General features: G+C 57.4%; 16 protein-coding genes and 1 tRNA gene. All 17 read right to left on the reverse strand.

What is annotated here, in order from left to right; all coding sequences use genetic code 11:
* Window positions 1–47: 47 nt before the first annotated feature.
* The 17 genes from ilvA to VJ369_RS00925 all read right to left on the reverse strand — a co-directional run bounded on the left by ilvA (window position 48) and on the right by VJ369_RS00925 (window position 17,572).
* A complete protein-coding gene (gene ilvA / locus VJ369_RS00845) occupies window positions 48–1,319 on the reverse strand; it encodes a threonine ammonia-lyase (RefSeq protein ID WP_324090268.1) in 1,272 nt (423 codons plus the stop codon).
* Window positions 1,320–1,323: 4 nt separating this feature from the next.
* A complete protein-coding gene (locus tag VJ369_RS00850; RefSeq protein WP_324090269.1) occupies window positions 1,324–2,565 on the reverse strand; it encodes an AI-2E family transporter in 1,242 nt (413 codons plus the stop codon).
* A gap of 155 nt (window positions 2,566–2,720) precedes the next feature.
* Complete coding sequence (locus VJ369_RS00855) at window positions 2,721–3,545, reverse strand: Bax inhibitor-1/YccA family protein (protein ID WP_414652603.1); 825 nt, start codon at window positions 3,543–3,545, stop codon at window positions 2,721–2,723.
* A gap of 246 nt (window positions 3,546–3,791) precedes the next feature.
* Window positions 3,792–3,873: transfer RNA gene (locus tag VJ369_RS00860), tRNA-Leu, on the reverse strand.
* A gap of 118 nt (window positions 3,874–3,991) precedes the next feature.
* Window positions 3,992–5,374 carry an NAD(P)/FAD-dependent oxidoreductase gene (locus VJ369_RS00865; RefSeq protein WP_324090271.1) on the reverse strand — a complete coding sequence of 461 codons (1,383 nt, stop codon included), beginning with the start codon at window positions 5,372–5,374 and terminating at the stop codon, window positions 3,992–3,994.
* A 249-nt stretch (window positions 5,375–5,623) separates the two neighbouring features.
* A complete protein-coding gene (locus tag VJ369_RS00870) occupies window positions 5,624–7,144 on the reverse strand; it encodes a S8 family serine peptidase (protein WP_324090416.1) in 1,521 nt (506 codons plus the stop codon).
* 71 nt (window positions 7,145–7,215) lie between these two features.
* A complete protein-coding gene (locus VJ369_RS00875) occupies window positions 7,216–8,139 on the reverse strand; it encodes a Ppx/GppA phosphatase family protein (RefSeq protein WP_324090272.1) in 924 nt (307 codons plus the stop codon).
* Entirely contained in the window at window positions 8,139–8,831 is a 693-nt protein-coding gene (locus VJ369_RS00880; protein WP_324090273.1) for a DUF501 domain-containing protein, read from the reverse strand. Before VJ369_RS00880 ends, VJ369_RS00875 begins: the two co-directional genes overlap by 1 nt.
* A gap of 48 nt (window positions 8,832–8,879) precedes the next feature.
* On the reverse strand, window positions 8,880–9,731 hold the full coding sequence (locus tag VJ369_RS00885; protein WP_324090274.1) for a septum formation initiator family protein: 852 nt from the start codon (window positions 9,729–9,731) through the stop codon (window positions 8,880–8,882).
* A gap of 100 nt (window positions 9,732–9,831) precedes the next feature.
* On the reverse strand, window positions 9,832–11,112 hold the full coding sequence (eno, locus tag VJ369_RS00890; RefSeq protein ID WP_324090275.1) for a phosphopyruvate hydratase: 1,281 nt from the start codon (window positions 11,110–11,112) through the stop codon (window positions 9,832–9,834).
* A gap of 107 nt (window positions 11,113–11,219) precedes the next feature.
* On the reverse strand, window positions 11,220–11,888 hold the full coding sequence (locus VJ369_RS00895; protein WP_324090276.1) for a MazG nucleotide pyrophosphohydrolase domain-containing protein: 669 nt from the start codon (window positions 11,886–11,888) through the stop codon (window positions 11,220–11,222).
* 13 nt (window positions 11,889–11,901) lie between these two features.
* Complete coding sequence (locus VJ369_RS00900) at window positions 11,902–12,453, reverse strand: pyridoxamine 5'-phosphate oxidase family protein (RefSeq protein ID WP_324090277.1); 552 nt, start codon at window positions 12,451–12,453, stop codon at window positions 11,902–11,904.
* A gap of 26 nt (window positions 12,454–12,479) precedes the next feature.
* Entirely contained in the window at window positions 12,480–13,022 is a 543-nt protein-coding gene (locus VJ369_RS00905; RefSeq protein WP_324090278.1) for a GNAT family protein, read from the reverse strand.
* A 381-nt stretch (window positions 13,023–13,403) separates the two neighbouring features.
* Entirely contained in the window at window positions 13,404–14,582 is a 1,179-nt protein-coding gene (locus VJ369_RS00910; RefSeq protein ID WP_414652604.1) for an adenosine deaminase, read from the reverse strand.
* Between the two features lie 102 nt (window positions 14,583–14,684).
* Window positions 14,685–15,359 carry a DedA family protein gene (locus tag VJ369_RS00915; protein WP_324090280.1) on the reverse strand — a complete coding sequence of 225 codons (675 nt, stop codon included), beginning with the start codon at window positions 15,357–15,359 and terminating at the stop codon, window positions 14,685–14,687.
* 431 nt (window positions 15,360–15,790) lie between these two features.
* A complete protein-coding gene (locus tag VJ369_RS00920) occupies window positions 15,791–17,104 on the reverse strand; it encodes a thymidine phosphorylase (protein WP_324090281.1) in 1,314 nt (437 codons plus the stop codon).
* Window positions 17,105–17,161: 57 nt separating this feature from the next.
* Window positions 17,162–17,572, reverse strand: a complete 411-nt coding sequence (locus VJ369_RS00925) for a cytidine deaminase (RefSeq protein WP_324090282.1) — start codon at window positions 17,570–17,572, stop codon at window positions 17,162–17,164.
* Between the last annotated feature and the right edge of the window lies 1 nt (window position 17,573).

The following is a 17,573-nucleotide window of genomic DNA, read 5'->3' on the forward strand; positions in this document are numbered from 1 at the left end:
CGGCACCCCGGGGTGCCGAGCCACTTTTTTACGCCAATTTTGTGCCGCTAGGCGACCGAACCTCCGGCACTATTGGTGATGTGCGGGTCAAAGCCCTCGGCTCGCAGGTTGTCCAATACCTGCTCGGAGTGCTTATGCCCCTTAGTTTCCAGATCGATGGTGATTGCCACGTCCCCCATGGATAGTGAGCCGCCGATCCGCGTGTGGTCTAGACGCGTCACGTTGGCATCTGACTCGGCGATCACCCGGGAGATGGTGGCCAGCGCGCCGGGGCGATCTGGCAGCATGATGCGCACAGTGAGGAAACGCCCAGCGGCGTTCAAACCACGCTGGATCACCTTGAGCATCAGCAGTGGATCGATATTACCGCCGGAGAGAATCACTGCGGTGGTGGCCGGGTCGATTCCATGCTCTTGCAAGCGGCCCTCTAAAAGAGCTGCAACTCCCACGGCTCCAGCGGGCTCCACGACGAGCTTGTTGCGCTCCAGCAGGACTACCAGCGCTTGTGCAAGCGCGTCCTCAGAGACCGTCACGACCTCGTCAACAAGTTCTTTGATGATCGCGAAGGGCAGCTGGCCTGGCTTACCGACAGCGATACCGTCGGCAATGGTGTGCACGGTATCCAATGGAACCAGCGCATCGGCGGCCAAGGAGGGCGGGTAGGCTGCGGCGTTTTCGGCCTGCACCCCCACCACCTTGATTTCGCGGCCAAGTTGGCGGGCCTTTTCCTTGATTGCAATGGCAACACCTGCGAGTAAACCGCCGCCCCCGACACCCATCAGCACGGTTTCCACCTGCGGAAGCTGTTCTAGGATCTCTAAACCAATGGTGCCCTGTCCGGCAATGATGTCCGGGTGGTCAAAGGGATGCACAAACACGGCGCCAGTTTCATCGGCGAATTTTTGCGCCTCGGCCAAGGCCTCATCGACGGTGTCACCATGCAATACCACCTGTGCCCCGTGGTCTTCGGTGGCCGCCAGTTTAGGCAGCGCGACACCTCGGGGCATGTAAATGCGTGCCTTGATTCCTAGATGTGATGCCGCCTGAGCCACACCTTGGGCATGGTTACCTGCCGAGGCGGCCACCACGCCACGGGCGCGCTCTTCGGCGCTGAGTTTGGCCATGCGTACGTACGCGCCACGAATTTTGAAGGATCCCGCACGCTGCAGATTCTCGCACTTCAAGAACACTTCGGCTCCGGCGTGCAGGGAGAGCACTCGGGAGTGTTCAATGGGGGTACGGGCGATAACCGGCTCGAGCACCTTCGCGGCTTGTTCGATATCGGCCAATGTCACAGGTAGTTCGGGCTTGTTGCTCATCTATCTAGTCCTCAGTTGCAATGTGCTCTGGGCGCTCACGCGCCGGCGAAAGTTCGTGGGATTTTTCGGTGGATGGCTCCGGAGGGGCGTGGGGGTCTTCACCAACTCCATATTGATCGCGGACGAACGGGTCATCGTCCCATCCGCGTCGAGCCAGATATTTCACCACCGCATTTAAGACGGCCATAATTGGCACCGCGAAAAGTGCGCCGGGAATGCCAGCGACCATGGTGCCTCCGGCCACAGCCAATACAACCGCTAGCGGGTGCAGGCTCACTGCTTTACCCATAATCAGCGGTTGCAGGATATTTGATTCAGCTTGCTGTACCAGCAAAACTACGCCGAGCATGATCAGTGCATTGACCCAGCCGTTAGCTACCAACGCCAGCAGGACAGCCAGGGCGCCGGTGACCAGTGCACCAATAATTGGAATGAAGGAACCGACAAAAACGATGATTCCCAACGGCATGGCCAGAGGTACCCCCAGGAAGAAGGCGCCAAAGCCAATGCCGACCGCGTCAATAAATGCCACCAGGAGCTGCACTCTGACGTAACTGACCAATGCGGACCAGCCACGGGTCATCGCGCCGTCCATGGCCGGTCGCGCACGGCGTGGCAACAGATTGATCAGGAAAAGTCCAATCTTCCGGCCGTCGAGAAGCAGGAAGATCAAGGTGAAGAGTGCCAGCAAGACGCCGGTAAGGATCTGCCCTAAGGCCGAGCCCCAGCTAATGGCTTCGCTCAGAATATTTGTCGCGTTGGAACGAAGTTCACGCAGGGCATCGTCAAAAACGTTTTGCAGGTCTGCGTTGGTAAGTTGCAAGGGGCCTGTGAAGAGCCACGTTTGTATCTGTTCCACACCGACAATGGCTTGATTCCATAGGGCAGCAAATCCGGCTGTCAGGCGTTGTCCTGCCATCGACAATCCGCTAATCACCAGCGCCAAGAATGCAATGACGGTGATCGCTACAGAAAGTACCCTTGGCAGCGCCAGTTTGCGATTCAGCACGTTGACGACAGGTGAAAGTAAGCCACTGATCAGCGCAGCAATCATCACCGGGATAAGCAGCAAGGAAAGTTTTGAGAGCAGCCAGACGAGCACACCCACGGCGGCAACCACCACCAGGAAACGCCACGACCACCAGGCTGCCAAACGCATCCCATAGGGCGTATCTTCGGCCTCGTGGAAATCCAGGTTCGCCGACACGGGGGCCGGGTCGCCAGCTGTTTTGGCTGGTAGCACCACGCGAAACCGTCGCAATCGCGACAGTCGATTACTCTTCATCCCTCTAAGTTACCGTGACTTCGACACCCAATTGGGATCCATGTCGGAATTGTGACATAAAAAATAGAACCAGTGCCCGTATTGGGCACTGGTTCTATAAATTTATTTCAATATGCTTATTCGTCGCCGCGCAGAATAGCCAGAATGCGCAGAATCTCCAAGTAGAGCCAGACCAAGGTCATGGTCAGGCCGAAAGCACCGCGCCAAGCCATAATTGCCGGGGCTCCCTGGCGGGACAGCTGCTCAATCATGGTGAAGTCGGAGACCAATGCGTAAGTTGCCAGCAGTACCGCCACAACTCCAATGACCAGACCTAAGACACCGCTGCGCATGCCGAACATGCCGTCGACGGTGCCGGTCATCATCATGACCATGTTCACCAGCGAGAAGACAACCATGCCGATCATTGCGATCATGAACATCTTGTTCAGTTTTGGCGTCATCCGGTACTTACCCGAGCGGTACAGCGCCAGGGTCACGCCGGCGACACAGAAGGTCGCGACGACTGCCTGGATTGCTACGCCGGGGTAACGGGCATCTAAGAACTGCGATAGCCCACCGAGGAACAAGCCTTCGGCTGCCGCGTAAAGAAGAATCAAAGCCGGTGACGGCTTCTTCTTGAAGACGTTTACCAGACCAAGGACAAAACCGATGAGTGCGCCTGGCAACATCAGTGCTGGTACGGCCCAACCTACGGCGGCACCTACAACAACCAGTGCCAAACACAGGATGGTTTTGTTGATGGTGTCGCCAATGGTCATGCGACCGGTGTCTTGGCTGTTGGCCGATGGCTGCTGGTACATTCCCTGCAACTGATCGGCGCTGAGGTTGCCGGATTCGTGGAATCCGACCGGGCTGCCTGCATTGGAGCCAGTGCCCCAGCTTGCAGACTGGTTCTTGGAACCGAAGATCGGGTTACCGCTCAACCTAAATTCCCCCATAAGTCGTGAGTTCAAGTGCAGAGAGTTCTTCTGCTTTGTATAAGTGATCTTATTGGGGTTTGCTGTGAATCGACTCAGCCATAGGGATGATATCGGCATATTCCAAGCGAATTATGCCTAGAGCGTGCCGGGGAATAACACTCAAAAGGAATCCTGCACGCTTAGGCTGATCAGGAGTCAATGCTTGACAAAACAAAAAACCGCTACACCCCCGATAATTCAGGGTTGTAGCGGTCTCTTCACAAGTGCCCCCAGTGGGACTCGAACCCACAAGCCTTTCGGCAGCTGATTTTAAGTCAGCCGTGTATGCCAATTCCACCATGAGGGCAAGACTCTAAAATCTTACGCGATAACTTCGCATTTTCGGAAATTACCGCACCGCTTGGTGCCACAGGAGCCAGAATTCCTTCCGGCTCCTGTGGCCAGCGATCGTCGATCAGCGAAACTTACTTAGCGGCCGGAGCCTTTTTTGGCTTAGCCGACTCTTCGAAAACCGCACGCGGGGTCTCAAGGTTGTTCAGCTGCAGTGCGTCGCGCGAGAAGAACCACGCAACCATCCAGTCGCCAACAACGCGGAATTTACGTTCGAAGGTTGGCATGGCCATACCGTGGTAACCGCGGTGAGCCATCCATGCTGGCCAGCCCTTGAGCTTCAGGCCAACAACCTTCGCCACGCCCTTGTTGCGGCCAAAGCCTGCAACTGCGCCGAGGTTCTTGTGCTTGTATTCCTTGATGGTGCCCACACCGTAACGCGCAGCGTAGAGGTTTTTCGCCAGCAACTTCGCCTGGCGTACCGCGTGCTGTGCGTTTGGAACGCAGGTACCGTCCGGCAGGCCGCCGGTGACGTCCTTGACGGCCGAGATGTCGCCGGCAGCCCATGCGCCTTCCAGCGGGTTGCCGTTCTCGTCCTTGATACGCAGGTCGGTACGGGTCTCGATGCGGCCGCGCTGCTCGATTGGGAAGTCGGTGGAGCGAACCATTGGGTTCGCCATCACACCGGCACACCAGATCAAGGTGTCGGAACCAAAGGTTCCTGCTGGGGACTTGTCTGCCATGTTGATCAGCTGCAGGACACCGTCGGTGGCATCTGCCAGCGAGGTGTTCAGCAGAACCTCGATACCGCGGCTGCGCAAGTGGTCAACAACCCACAGGGCCTGCTCTTCGGTAACTTCTGGCATGATGCGGCCCATCGCTTCAACGAGAACGAAGCGGGCTTCCTTCTGATCGATGCGGTCGTTGAGCTTGATCAGGTCGCGAGCCATGTCTTCGAGCTCGGCGATGGTCTCGATGCCGGCGAAGCCGCCGCCAACCACCACGAAGGTCAGCGCACGCTTGCGCGCTACCGGATCAGTCATGTTCGAGGCGGACTCGATGCGCTCGGCAACCTGGTTGCGCAGCGCTACGGCTTCTTCGATGGTCTTCAGGCCGATACCGGCGTCGCCTAGTCCCGGAATCGGGAAGGTACGAGTGATCGCGCCTGCAGACATCACAATATCGGTGTACTCCAGCTCGAATTCTTCGCCGCTCACCGGAGCGACGACTGCCTTCTTTGCTGCGTGGTCAATGCTCAACACGCGACCGTTAACCAGTTCGGCGTGCTTCAGGTGCGCACGGTGGGAAACCACCACGTGGCGCGGTTCAATCTGGCCACCTGCAACTTCTGGCAGGAATGGCTGGTAAGTCATATATGGGTTCGGGTCTACGACGGTGACAATGCCACCGTGATCCTTGACCTTCTTCTGCAACTTCATCGCGACGTAAAGGCCAACATAGCCACCGCCAACGACAAGAATGCGCGGACGCTTCTGGGAGCTTTCGATGATCGACATATTCCTTATTCTACGCGGGTTTTCGGAGTTAGTGAAAACATTCACTAACTTTTTGTGTTGGCTTCGTCTCCAGCCAAGTACGCGGTCTGCACCCGGTCCGGCCCAACCTACTTTTAACTCCTCAACCACACGAGATTTTCTGCTGATTTCGGCTCCCCGCACCACCGTTTCCTCGGCAGTTAAAGCACCATGGCGGCAGATAAACAAGGAATATTCCTTCGTTTACCTGCCGCCACAACGTTGCGTCAACTATTTTTCGTCTTCGGGAATCTCGTCGAAGAAGTCACGCCCATCGTTTGGTTCATCCACCGGGAGTTTACTCACCGCAGCAAGTTCAACCTCACGAATTTTTTTCTGCCGGCGCGCACTAACCCCTATTTGAGTTCCGCCGAGCAGCAGCGCGAGCAGCAGCAATACACCGCCGCCCACAACGATTACCGGCTGCAGGACCGGGGTCGAGTCGTCAGGAAGGATAGGTTTTGGTGCGGCCACTGGGTTGAGTGTGGACTTCTCCATGGAGACACCCGGATCTGGTGCCTCGGTGGTGCTGTCGACATTGCGACGGTGGATTCGAATCCATTCAGTAATGGTATTCAACGGGTTTTCTTTGGCCACTGGCACATTCGCAGTCACCGCTGCGTGAGCATCGATAATTCCGTAGCCATACAGGTTATCCACGCCCGGCGCGCCGGTGTCCTTTGCGGTCTGCAGGATTCGGTTGATCACCTGCGGGGCTTTCATCTGTGGATGCTCCGCACGAATCAAGGCGGCCACTCCGGCGACCAGCGGAGCGGCACCGGACGTTCCTGACCAGCGGGCATAACCACCGCCGGGCAAACCACCTACAAGTTGTTCAGCCGGAGCGGCGACGCCGATGGAGATACCCTCGGTGGAGGAATCTTTCGATGCCTTCCCTGACTCATCGACACCAGCCACGGTCAACACACCGGGGATTGTCGCCGGGGCGCCAACCTGGCTCATTCCACCGGAACGGTTACCGGCGGCGGCCACGATCACCACGTCCTTATCTTCGGCGTATTTGAACGCGTCATCCCAGCTCTCGGGCCATGCCGGGGAGGTTGATCCCAGCGACATATTGATCACCTTGGCACCGGAATCAACCGCCCACCGCACTGCCTTAGGAATCTGTTCTTCCACCGGGATGCCCGAGGGGTTTTCCCCGCCCATCCACAAAGACACCGAAAGCAGTTCCGCCTCCGGAGCCACTCCAAGCACCCCATCGCTGCCTGCGCGCAGAGCAGGGATCTTTTCGTATTCGGGTTCCTTGGGGACCTGAACTTTTTCTTCGTCGTCTTTTTTGTCTTTATTTTCGTCTTCGGCGTGTTTCTTCGCCTTTTCCCAAGCGGTCTTTAACCGTTCGTTCTCGGATTTAACCCGTTCGATTTCTTGCTTGTTATTTCCACGGCCGCCCAGCAGCGTAGCCACCAGCGTGCCGTGTTCGCTCATCACGCCGATCGGTTTGTCACCTTGTGGTCCGCCGGAACCGGACATATCGGCACCACCGGTGACTGCACCCTTCAGATCGGGGTGGCTGGTATCGATGCCAGTGTCAATGATGGCGACTTTAACGCCTTTGCCCTTGGTCACCTTGTGCGCTTCGCTAATACCGCGTGCTTTGAGCCAGTATTCACTACTGCGAATGTCGTCTGCATGAGCCGGAACGGCACCAACAAAGGTCGCGCTGATCAGCAACGCCGCAAGGACTGCGGCCATCCAGGTCCGCGCCGCAACGGGTTTACCGGTTCTCATGTTACCCACAATCATCTCCTCGCAAGGGGGCTCCGGGACACCTAGCCGGTAGGGCAAAGTGCTGCAGTTGACTAGTTGCTCGCGGCCGAAGCCGCAATTCCATCGAGAATATCGTGTTCTGAAGCAATCAACGTCATTGGGCGCTGCGCGCTAGCTCGTTCAAGGTAATCCAATATACGTTCCACGATTAGCGCTCCAGCCTGAATCACGTCAACGCGTCCAGGATGCATGAACCCTAGGGCTTCGCGCTCTTCGCGGTTATAGGAGAGCATTTGCTTGGTTGCCCGGCGCATGTCGCTAAAGCTAAGTTCGGCTCCGTGAATGGCAACCGAGTCATAGGCGGTCAGTCCCAGCGCCTGTGCAGTCAACGTGGTAAATGTCCCCGCCACCACAATCACCGCGTCAACTTCTGACACATCAACACGATTTTCCAGGGTGGACAGCTTGTGATCGATAAACTCGACCGCCTCACGAAGCTGAGCAAAGCGTTCGGTCACCCGCACGCAACCCATATCCAAGGAGGTCGCCGCCAGTATGCCAGATCCGTCGCCGAGCACAAATTCGGTCGAACCGCCGCCGAGGTCAATGACCAGTACTTTGCCGTCTTTTGCTTCGCGTACCGAGGCAGCACCGGTAAATGACAGGCTTGCTTCCTCATCTCCGGTGATCACCTCAGGGGTGACGCCCAGCAGGTCGGTGATGGTGGAGAGGAAAACACCACGGTTTGACGCGTCACGGGCGGCACTTGTCGCAGCAAAACGAATCTGCTGGACCTGATGCTCATCACACAATGCCTTGTATTCACGGACCGCTGCAAAGGTACGTCCCAGAGCCTCGGGGGCAAAGCCGCCGGTCGCATCAACGTCCTGGCCCAGACGTACTATTCGCATGGTACGAAGCACATCGCTCAGCTGCACCCCACTGTCGGTTTCGACAGCGTCGGCGATCAGCAGCCGGATGGAGTTGGTGCCGCAATCAATTCCCGCGACGCGCATTAGGCCTGATCCGCTTCATTGGCTTCACGCTCTGCACGCTTACGTGCACGTTCGGCCCGTTTGACCGACGGGTCAACTTTTTCCTGAGTCTTCACATGGCGTGAACGATCCTGGCTCGGCGCCTGGCCGGTAGTCTCCCACGCACCTTCACAGAAGCATTTGTCTTTAGTCCACCACTCGGCGATCTGCGCGATCGCTTCGTCCCCTAGGGGGTTAACACCTTCGCCAGCGGCCAGAGAGTGGCCTACCAGTACATGCAAACATTTAACGCGGCTGGGCATACCACCGGCAGAGACGCCGGTAATCTCCGGGACCTCACCGGTGCCCGAGCGTGCGCCGATAGCATCACGGTTCGCCAGGTAAGCCTCATGAGCCAACACGTAGTCGGCAGCCAGCTGGGCATCATCACCGAGGCGTTCGTTCATCGTGCCCATCAGTCCAGCGGCTTCCAGCCGAGACACCGCGGCGGTAATCACCGGGTGTGTCAGGTAGTAAGTGGTGGGGAACGGAATACCACTGGAAAGTCGTGGTGCCGTGGTCGCCACTAAGGGGTTGCCGCAAACGCAGCGTGCACCAATCTCCACCACATCACGCACCGGACGGTTGAGTTGGCGGCTGAGCGTGTCTAGATCTTGTTCGCTCGGAACTCGTCCGGCGGCGTCGAGGGCTTCGCGGATGGGCTTATCAGTCAAGTTTTTGTCTTTTCGCGTCGTGTGGTTCGGCTTGAGTATGTTTGCTTATCAGTCTGTCGCTGAGCGATGTACCGAATCGAGCAGCGCATCTACCCAAGGAAGATCTGCGCGCACCTCATAGGTGCTGCCAATAGGCGTTGCGGTAGCCTCCTCGGTAGGAAGTTCACCGACAACCTTGTAAAGCTTTTCTCCCGGCATGACCAAGTTTATCCGCTCGCGAGCCTGTTGCTTGATGTACAACGGATCATCCCAGCGTGCGATTTCTGCCTTCAGCTCGTCGCGCTGGGCCTCTTTTTCACTGATCGAGGCCCGCAGTTCACTAATCTCAGTCATTTGTGTCCGGTAAAAATTCACCGTAGGTACCAACATCACGGCAAAAAACGCGAGTACCACTAGCAGCGCAGCCACGCGTCCGGAAAAACGGTGGGCCGCTACCGGGGCTCCGGCCGGAGTCTCCTGTGTGGCCTGTGCCTTCTCCCCCGGTTTGCGGCGGACCGCTGCGGAGAACTTCACTCGGTCATCACGGCGGCGCTCGTTTTGTTTCTCTTTAGCGCGCTCCCGCAAAGGAGTTTTCGACTTATTTTCCTGAGCGCCTTGGCTTTTGGCCGTGCCGTTGCGCGAACCGGCTTTGGGCGCGCCAAAAGAAGGTGTTCGCGATGTTTTGCGCTCTTCGGAGGGCGATTGCCGAACTCGGCGTGCGCTAGGGGTACTCGGCGGCGGCGTTGGCACAATGTGCAACGCGTCGGTGCTTGGATCGGCTTCGTGCGCCCCGTGTGGGGCCCGCGGCGTATGATCCGCCGATTCGTGGCCCTGTGGATCCGCGTGCGTCGCAGCCACCTCAGGTGGCTGATCACCTGTAGGGGTATTTCGTCGCGGCATACGCGGTGGTCGCTGCGCCATACTCCCCCATTCAAACTCGTATTTCCAACTGTGCCTTCATTAAATAACGAAAAGCTCGTCGGTATCCACTACCGACGAGCTTATGCGTTTTACCTGAATATTAGCTGTTGAAACGCGGGAACGCGCTGGTTCCTGCGTAAACTGCTGCCTCGCCCAGGTCCTCTTCGATACGCAGCAGCTGGTTGTACTTTGCTACGCGCTCGCTTCGGGCCGGAGCACCGGTCTTGATCTGACCTGCGTTGGTTGCCACGCAGATCTCTGCAATCGTGACATCCTCGGTCTCGCCCGAACGGTGCGAGGTGATCGTGGTGTAACCGGCACGCTGGGCCATCGAGATGGCGTCCAAGGTTTCGGTCAGGGTGCCGATCTGGTTAACCTTCACAAGCAGCGAGTTAGCGGTGTCGGACTTGATGCCCTGCGCCAAACGCACTGGGTTGGTGACGAACAAGTCATCACCGACCAGCTGAACCTTGTCACCAATGTTTTCGGTGAGGGTCTTCCAACCTTCCCAGTCGTTCTCATCGAGTGGATCTTCGATGGACACCAGTGGGAAGTCTGCAACGAGCTGTGCATAGTAGTCGCTCATCTGCTGGGCGCTGCGAGCTTCGCCCTCGAACTGGTAGGCACCGTTCTCGTAGAACTCCGAGGAAGCAACGTCCAGCGCCAGGGCAATATCCTTGCCCGGGGTGTAGCCGGCGCGCTTAATGGCTTCGGTGATCAGTTCCAGTGCCGCACGGTTGCTTGGCAGGTTCGGCGCAAAACCGCCCTCATCGCCTAGACCGGTGGACAGGCTCTTTTCCTGCAGTACGGCCTTGAGGTTGTGGTAAACCTCGACACCCCAGCGCAGACCCTCGGAGAACGTTTGTGCACCCAGTGGGGCGATCATGAATTCCTGGATGTCCACATCTGAGTCGGCGTGGGAGCCGCCGTTGAGGATGTTCATCAGCGGTACCGGCAGTACGTGTGCGTTCGGGCCGCCCAGGTACTTGAACAGTGGCAGGTTGGCGCTGGCGGCTGCAGCGTTGGCCACGGCCAGGGAAACACCCAAGATGGCGTTGGCGCCGAGCTTTGACTTATTCTCGGTACCGTCCAACTCGATCATTGCCTGGTCGATGGAGCGCTGGTCGGTGGCGTCAAGGCCTTCCAACTCGTCGGCGATCTCTTCGATGACCGAGGCAACAGCGCCTAACACGCCCTTGCCTAGGTAACGCTTCTTGTCCCCGTCGCGGCGTTCCGCGGCTTCGAACTGGCCGGTGGATGCACCGGATGGAACCGCGGCGCGGCCGTGGGCACCATCGGTGAGTAGGACCTCGACCTCAACGGTCGGATTTCCGCGGGAATCTAGAATTTCGCGCGCGTGAATGGCGTCAATCAATGCCATGAGTAAGGACTCCTTGTATAAAGGGGTTGTCTAAGGGCTGGTCGATCCAGCGGTCCGATCGACCGTTGGCACCATTGCCTGCTCCTAGCCTAGCGCGTCACACCTTGTTAGGGCGACGTTGTTTCGTTCTTCATCCCTGCATATTTTTTTGTCAAGGCATCACGCAGCACCGATTCGGCGTCTAATCCCAGCTCTTCGGCGCGGGCAGACAAGGCCAGTAATTCTGCACCAAGACCCTGCTCATCATGCACGCGGACGCGCATTCCCTCGGTGGCCTCGGGAAGATCTGTGGCGCCTGCGCGATGATGCCGATCCAATAACTTTTGTGACAAGGTCAGTGCCGGAAGACCAGCAGGAAGCCCGGCATTCTTTCGTTTCGGCGTCCCGGAACGTTCGGCTTGCTTAGCAGCATCCCAAATGCGAATAATCTCCGCAACATCTTCGGTAATCACCGGCTCAAGGTTTCCCTGAGCATCAAAGACGTGGCGGTTACGCCGCAGAAGTTTGTCGGCCAGGGCTTTAGCCACGTCCTGCAGACCGAAGTTTTCCTGCTCGCTTGCGATTTGTGCATGCAATAAAATCTGGAAGAGCAGGTCGCCAAGTTCCTCGCATAACAGCCGCGGATCCTTCGCTCCGATAGCGTCGAGCACCTCATAGGATTCCTCAACTAAATAGGTACGCAGCGACTCGTGAGTCAGCGCGCCGGTCCAGGCGCATCGCTCCCGCAAGGTCTCAATAATCCCGATGAGCCGGTCAAGTTCGCTCTCACTTCGCATAGAGTCAAGCTAATCACATCGGTGAGTCCAGCCCTGGCAGGCCATCGATGCTCAACGAATTCTTCTGCCCGCGGTATTCTTTCAGACCTGCGTCACCCTTTTTCAGCGCCCAAAGATCCATGGTGTCGCGTTCGCCGGTCAGCTCCATTTGCGGCACACCCCACCCGCACGAGTCACTGATCCGGGTTACTTCCACCTCGATAACCGCGCGTGTACCCAAATTTGCGGGGTGCAAGGCAACAACTTGGTCGAATACTTGATCACCCGGCACGTGCACCGTTCCATGTCCATGCAGCCGAACAATGCGTGGCCTGTGATCGAAGGAATTAAACATCAGGCAGATCCGACCGTTTTCGCGCAGGTGCGCAATCGTTTCTACGCCGCTTCCGGTGTAATCCACCCAGGCGACCCGGTTTGGTCCCAAAATCGAAAAAGAGTCCAAACCCCGTGGCGACATGTTCACATGCCCTTGAGCGGAAAGTGGCGCGGTGGCCACAAACCACATTGGCTGTTGCCCGATCCAAGCCTTCAGGTTCTCGTTGATTTCCTCGTATATTTTACCCACGCTCTGAGCATAGATGACGCAGAAACCTATGTCGCGAGGTCGACCCAGTCAAAAGTGGTGACGGTGTGATTTGCCCAGTCTTGGCGCAGAATGGTGTAGGCGACCGAGGCGAGGTGTCGCCCGTCGCTGGTCGGCCACCCCATTCGATAATGCGCTTCCTTCACAAACCCGGCACGCAGGAACGTCTTTCTCATTGCGATGTTGTCCTCCCGCGTCTGACCTTCGAAACGCAACACCCGAGGCATGGTGTCAAAAACCAGGTCACAAAGCGCGCGAAGGACTTTTAACCCAAGTCCATGGCCTCGCTGGTCTTCAGCCAAGCGCAGGTCAAATACTGGAGAGTCCTCATCTTGCAGGTCTTCCAGGGCAATCATTCCCACTCGGTGGCCGTCGTCATTGATCCAGTAGCCTTGGGTATCTTCGTTCCAGAAGCGTCCCGCAGAAACTTTTGCTCTGACGTCCTGCTCATGTGCAGCGGGCTGAACATGAAAGGGAAATGAATTGGATACCAAGAAGTCGACGACTTCGCCGGTATCAGATTCGTTCAAGGCAGCAAAGGTAATGGGCATGAGTCGACCCTATCTTCTGAAGCTGGAACCGTGCACGAATGATGCTGAAAGTTAGTCCGCCAAGGGCCGTGTTCACTTTCTTACGCATGTTTCAAAGGACAGCGAAGGCACGTGTGAGCAGCCATCCCAGGCGGCATGCGGATCAGTTCAGGTGCCGTCTCCAGATGAAGTTTTCAGGAGCTCAGCACCGATCACTGCTCAGCAGAAAAAGCTCGAGGTACAACACTCCTTCTCGCCGGTGTTATTCGAAGTTAGACGCTGACGACGATAAATCCATGGCGGGGTTCGCAAAAGTATTGTTTCCACCCCTGATGCAGGTCGTTAAAAACCACAAGGGCCACCGTAGAGGTGACCCTTGTGGTCGAAAGTATGCGTCGAGAATTAGATCTCTTCGTATTCCTCGTCATCGTCATCGTCGTCTTCGTCGAGCAAGTCGGCGTAGTAATCGTTGATGTACTCAACCAGCAGTTCACGCATTTCCAGCGGTACGAAGGCTGCCTCGGCTGCGTTCAATGTCAGGTCCAGCAGATCTTCGAGGTCATAGTCGAAGGCTTCGACCAGCAGTTCGAACTCGTCGGACAGGCTGGTGCCACTCATCAGTCGGTTATCCGGGGAGATCGTGACGTTAAAACCGGTCTGCACCAGCAGGTCGATCGGGTGGGATTCAATTCCCTCACCAAAGGCGGCGGTAGCACCGGTCTGCAGGTTTGACGATGGGCAGATTTCCAGTGGGATGCCACGTTCACGAACCCAGTTAGCCACTGGGCCCAAGGCAACCAGCCCGGTGTCCTGGTCCAGGGTTTCCCCGTCGTCGTCAACGCCACCGAATTCAATTTCGATATCTTCGGCAACGCGTACGCCATGGCCCAAACGGGTGGCGCGGCCAACCAAGATCGCGTCTTTGATCGAGTCCAGGCCGGCGCCTTCGCCAGCGTGAACCGTCGTCGGGAAGAGGTTTTCCGCTAGCAGATCGAAGGCTTCCTTCATCCGCGAGGCAGGGAATCCTTCTTCGGGTCCGGCGATGTCGAACCCGACCACACCATGTCCACGGTGGCGCAAGGCCAGCTGTGCGATCTCCAGGCCGCGGTCTGCCTGGCGCATTGCAGAGATTACCTGACCCACCTGAATCGGGTGGCCCTCGTTGTTGAGCGCCTCCACGGCCTGTTCCATGCCTTCTTGCACGGCATCAACGACGTCGTCCAGACTCAGACCTTCGCGTAAGTGTTGTTCTGGTGCGTAGCGCACTTCGCCGTAGATCACGCCGTCGGCGGCGAGGTCCTCTACGAATTCGCGTGCCACACGGATTAACCCGTCACGCGTCTGCATGACCGCAAGGGTGTGTTCGAAGGTCTCTAAGTACCGTGGCAATGAACCGGAATCAGCCGATTCATGGAACCAATCAGCCAAGGCTTCAGCCTCGGTGGCAGGTAGCTTATGGCCGACCTCCGCCGACAACTCGATGATGGTTTGCGGACGCAAGCCACCGTCTAGGTGGTCATGTAGCGAAACTTTGGGCAGATCCCGGAAGTCGAACTCGGGATCATAGGCAAGATGAATCATTTCTTCAGTCACAGGTCGAGCCTAGTCGTATTTTGTCCGCACAGATAGTTCTAATGGGTAAAGATCTGCGAGCCTGTATGTGACCATCGTCAAGCTAGCAGGTTAACCCTGCTTATGCTCTGGCGGAACAAGTTCCAATACCCCGGTCGATTGCACGGTATCGGCCTTTTGCGGACGCTTGCCGTACTTGTTCAACACGCGATTAACCAGTAAATCAATGAGGTAGCCCAGGACCACGGCAATTACTACTGAGGCAATGATTCCGACCAGTTTGTTGTGTGCCAGCCAATTTCCCGCCAGCGCCCCGATACCTACCGAATAGGCACCCCAGGTGATACAGCCGATCATGTCGAAGAGCGTGAAACGGCGGTGGCTGAAACCGGTAGCCCCGGCAGTCAGGTTCACCGCCACCCGGCCAATGGGGATATATCTTGCGGTGAAGATCAAAAGTGCGCCGGAAGTTTCAAGTTTCCGTGCGGAGAACCGCAGCACCCGCTGCGCTCTGGCGCCGCGCATCCAACGGAAACCCTTCGCACCCAGTTTGCGCCCGATGAAGAAGGTGATTTGGTCGCCCAGAATGGCTCCGGCGATACCGAGCAACGCGACGAGGAACAAGTTAGGCGTGCCGGTGCTGATGCCCACGGCAGCCAGCGAGACGAGAAAAGATTCGGACGGCACTATCGGGAAAAAGGCATCAATCATGCAGAATAGGAACAGCAACGGCAAAACCCACCACGCACTTGCAGCCTGCGTGATTGCCTCGTTGATCAGTTCCATTAATCTTTGCTTCTTCCCCGAGCATGCGCGTGTGCGCCGATAATCCATTCTCACTCGAGGATTGGTGCCTTGGCATCCAACCTTCGTCGTATAGTGGAATTTTTTGAGACACACCTCCCGGCGGACTCATCTATTCAACGATTGACTATGGCATTTTGGTTCCCGCGAATTTGCTGGGAGTTGCTGGTGAGCATCGCATTGAGTTTCTTGGATGAAGTTACTCGACCTGGCTAGCGCTTCTCAAGTCGAAGCTCTGGGATAAAGATGCTGACGCGGCAATCCTCGTAAGCTTCCGAATATTTAACGCTATCTCTACTTAGCTGTTTGCTACAGACCAGCGGACAGAAAAACCGGCGGCAGCAGGGAATCAAATTCACTACTGCCGCCGGAAATGAAACTGCTCAAAGAGTCTTCGACCTAATTCAACGAAATTATTTTGCTGCGATCCGACCCAAGATCAGCCGGGTATCTGCACGGTCGGTATCCGAGCCGATCAGGATCGCCTTTTCCACCAGTTCGATAGCACGCGGGAACTTCTCCGGGGTATCGGTGAGCAAGGTGGCGATTGGCTGACCACGGCGCACCAGAGCACCTGGCTTCACGTGCAGTCGCACGCCGGCTCCTGCTTGCACCGAGTCTTCCTTGCGCGCACGCCCAGCACCCAGGCTCCAGGCAGCCAGGCCAATATCCATGGCGTCGAGCTTCAGCAACGCACCTTCAGCCTGCGCGTAAATGGTGTGCGATTCCTTGGCCACCGGCAACTTCGCATCGGGGTCTCCACCCTGAGCGATGATCATCTGACGCCAACGGTCCATGGCCTGTCCATTATTAAGCGCGCCGCGCACGTCCACGTCGGTGATCCCGGCTCCTGCCAGCATCTCGGTGGCCAGGGCGACGGTCAGCTCGATCACGTCTTCGGGTCCCCCGCCGGCGAGCACCTCCACGGATTCATCCACCTCGATCGCGTTACCTGCGGTCAAGCCCAGTGGGGTGTCCATATTTGTCAGCAGCGCCACGGTATTGACCCCGGCGTCCGTACCTAGGTACACCATCGTTTCGGCCAGCTCGCGGGCCATGGCCTCATCCTTCATGAATGCGCCGGAACCGACCTTAACGTCCAAGATCAGCGTCCCGGTGCCTTCGGCGATCTTCTTGCTCATAATCGAGGAGGCGATCAGCGGCAACGAATCTACCGTGGCGGTCACATCACGCAGTGCGTAAAGCTTTTTATCCGCCGGAGCCAGTCCGGTTCCCGCCGCGCAGATGACCGCTCCGGCACCGGAAAGCTGAGCAAACATTTCCTCGTTGGATAGCGCCGCACGCCAGCCCGGGATCGCTTCGAGCTTGTCCAAGGTACCGCCGGTGTGGCCCAGTCCGCGGCCCGAAAGCTGCGGAACCGCAACCCCGAAGCTGGCGACCAGAGGTGCCAGGGGCAAAGTTATCTTGTCCCCTACCCCACCGGTGGAGTGCTTATCGGTGGTGGCCAAAATCTTCCCGGCGGCATCCTTGAGCCCGGAGAAATCCATGCGCTCACCTGAGTTAATCATCGCGTGGGTCCAGCGCGAGATTTCCTTGCGGTTCATACCTTGGAAAAAAATCGCCATATTCAGCGCGGACATCTGCTCTTCGGCGATGGCCCCGCGGGTGTAGGCGTCGATGGTCCAGTCGATCATCTCATCGCTGAGGATTCCGCCATCGCGTTTGGTACGAATGATGTCAACGGTGCTGAATGCTTCGGTAGCCACTTTCGGCTCCTTACTGGTGAAAATCGTCGGTGTTTGAGACCGCTGGGATACTACTGCTTACAGTGAAATGTCGTTAGGTCCAAAGGCATAGGGCAGCAGCTGCTCCATGGTCAGCACCCCGGTATCGGTTTGTACTTCCATACCCGGCGCGCGGTGTTCAAAGAGCAGCTGACGGCAGCGGCCACAAGGGGTGATCAGCTGAACTGCACCATCTTCGAGCTGCCCCAAGCACAAAAAGTACTGAAGTTTACCGCCGCCACCGGCAAATAGTTCACCGACCATGGCACATTCAGCGCACAGGGTCACCCCATATGCGGCGTTTTCAATATTGCAACCGGAGATCAGCCGTCCCTCGGTGGTCAGTGCGGCGGCGCCGACCCGATATTTCGAATAGGGTGCGTACGCCTTGGACAGCGCCGCCGCGGCCGCAGCTTCAAGCTGCGACCACGGCGCGGTGTTGTTTTCCATG

Origin of the sequence: Glutamicibacter sp. (assembly GCF_035257265.1) — a bacterium.
Classification (GTDB): domain Bacteria; phylum Actinomycetota; class Actinomycetes; order Actinomycetales; family Micrococcaceae; genus Glutamicibacter.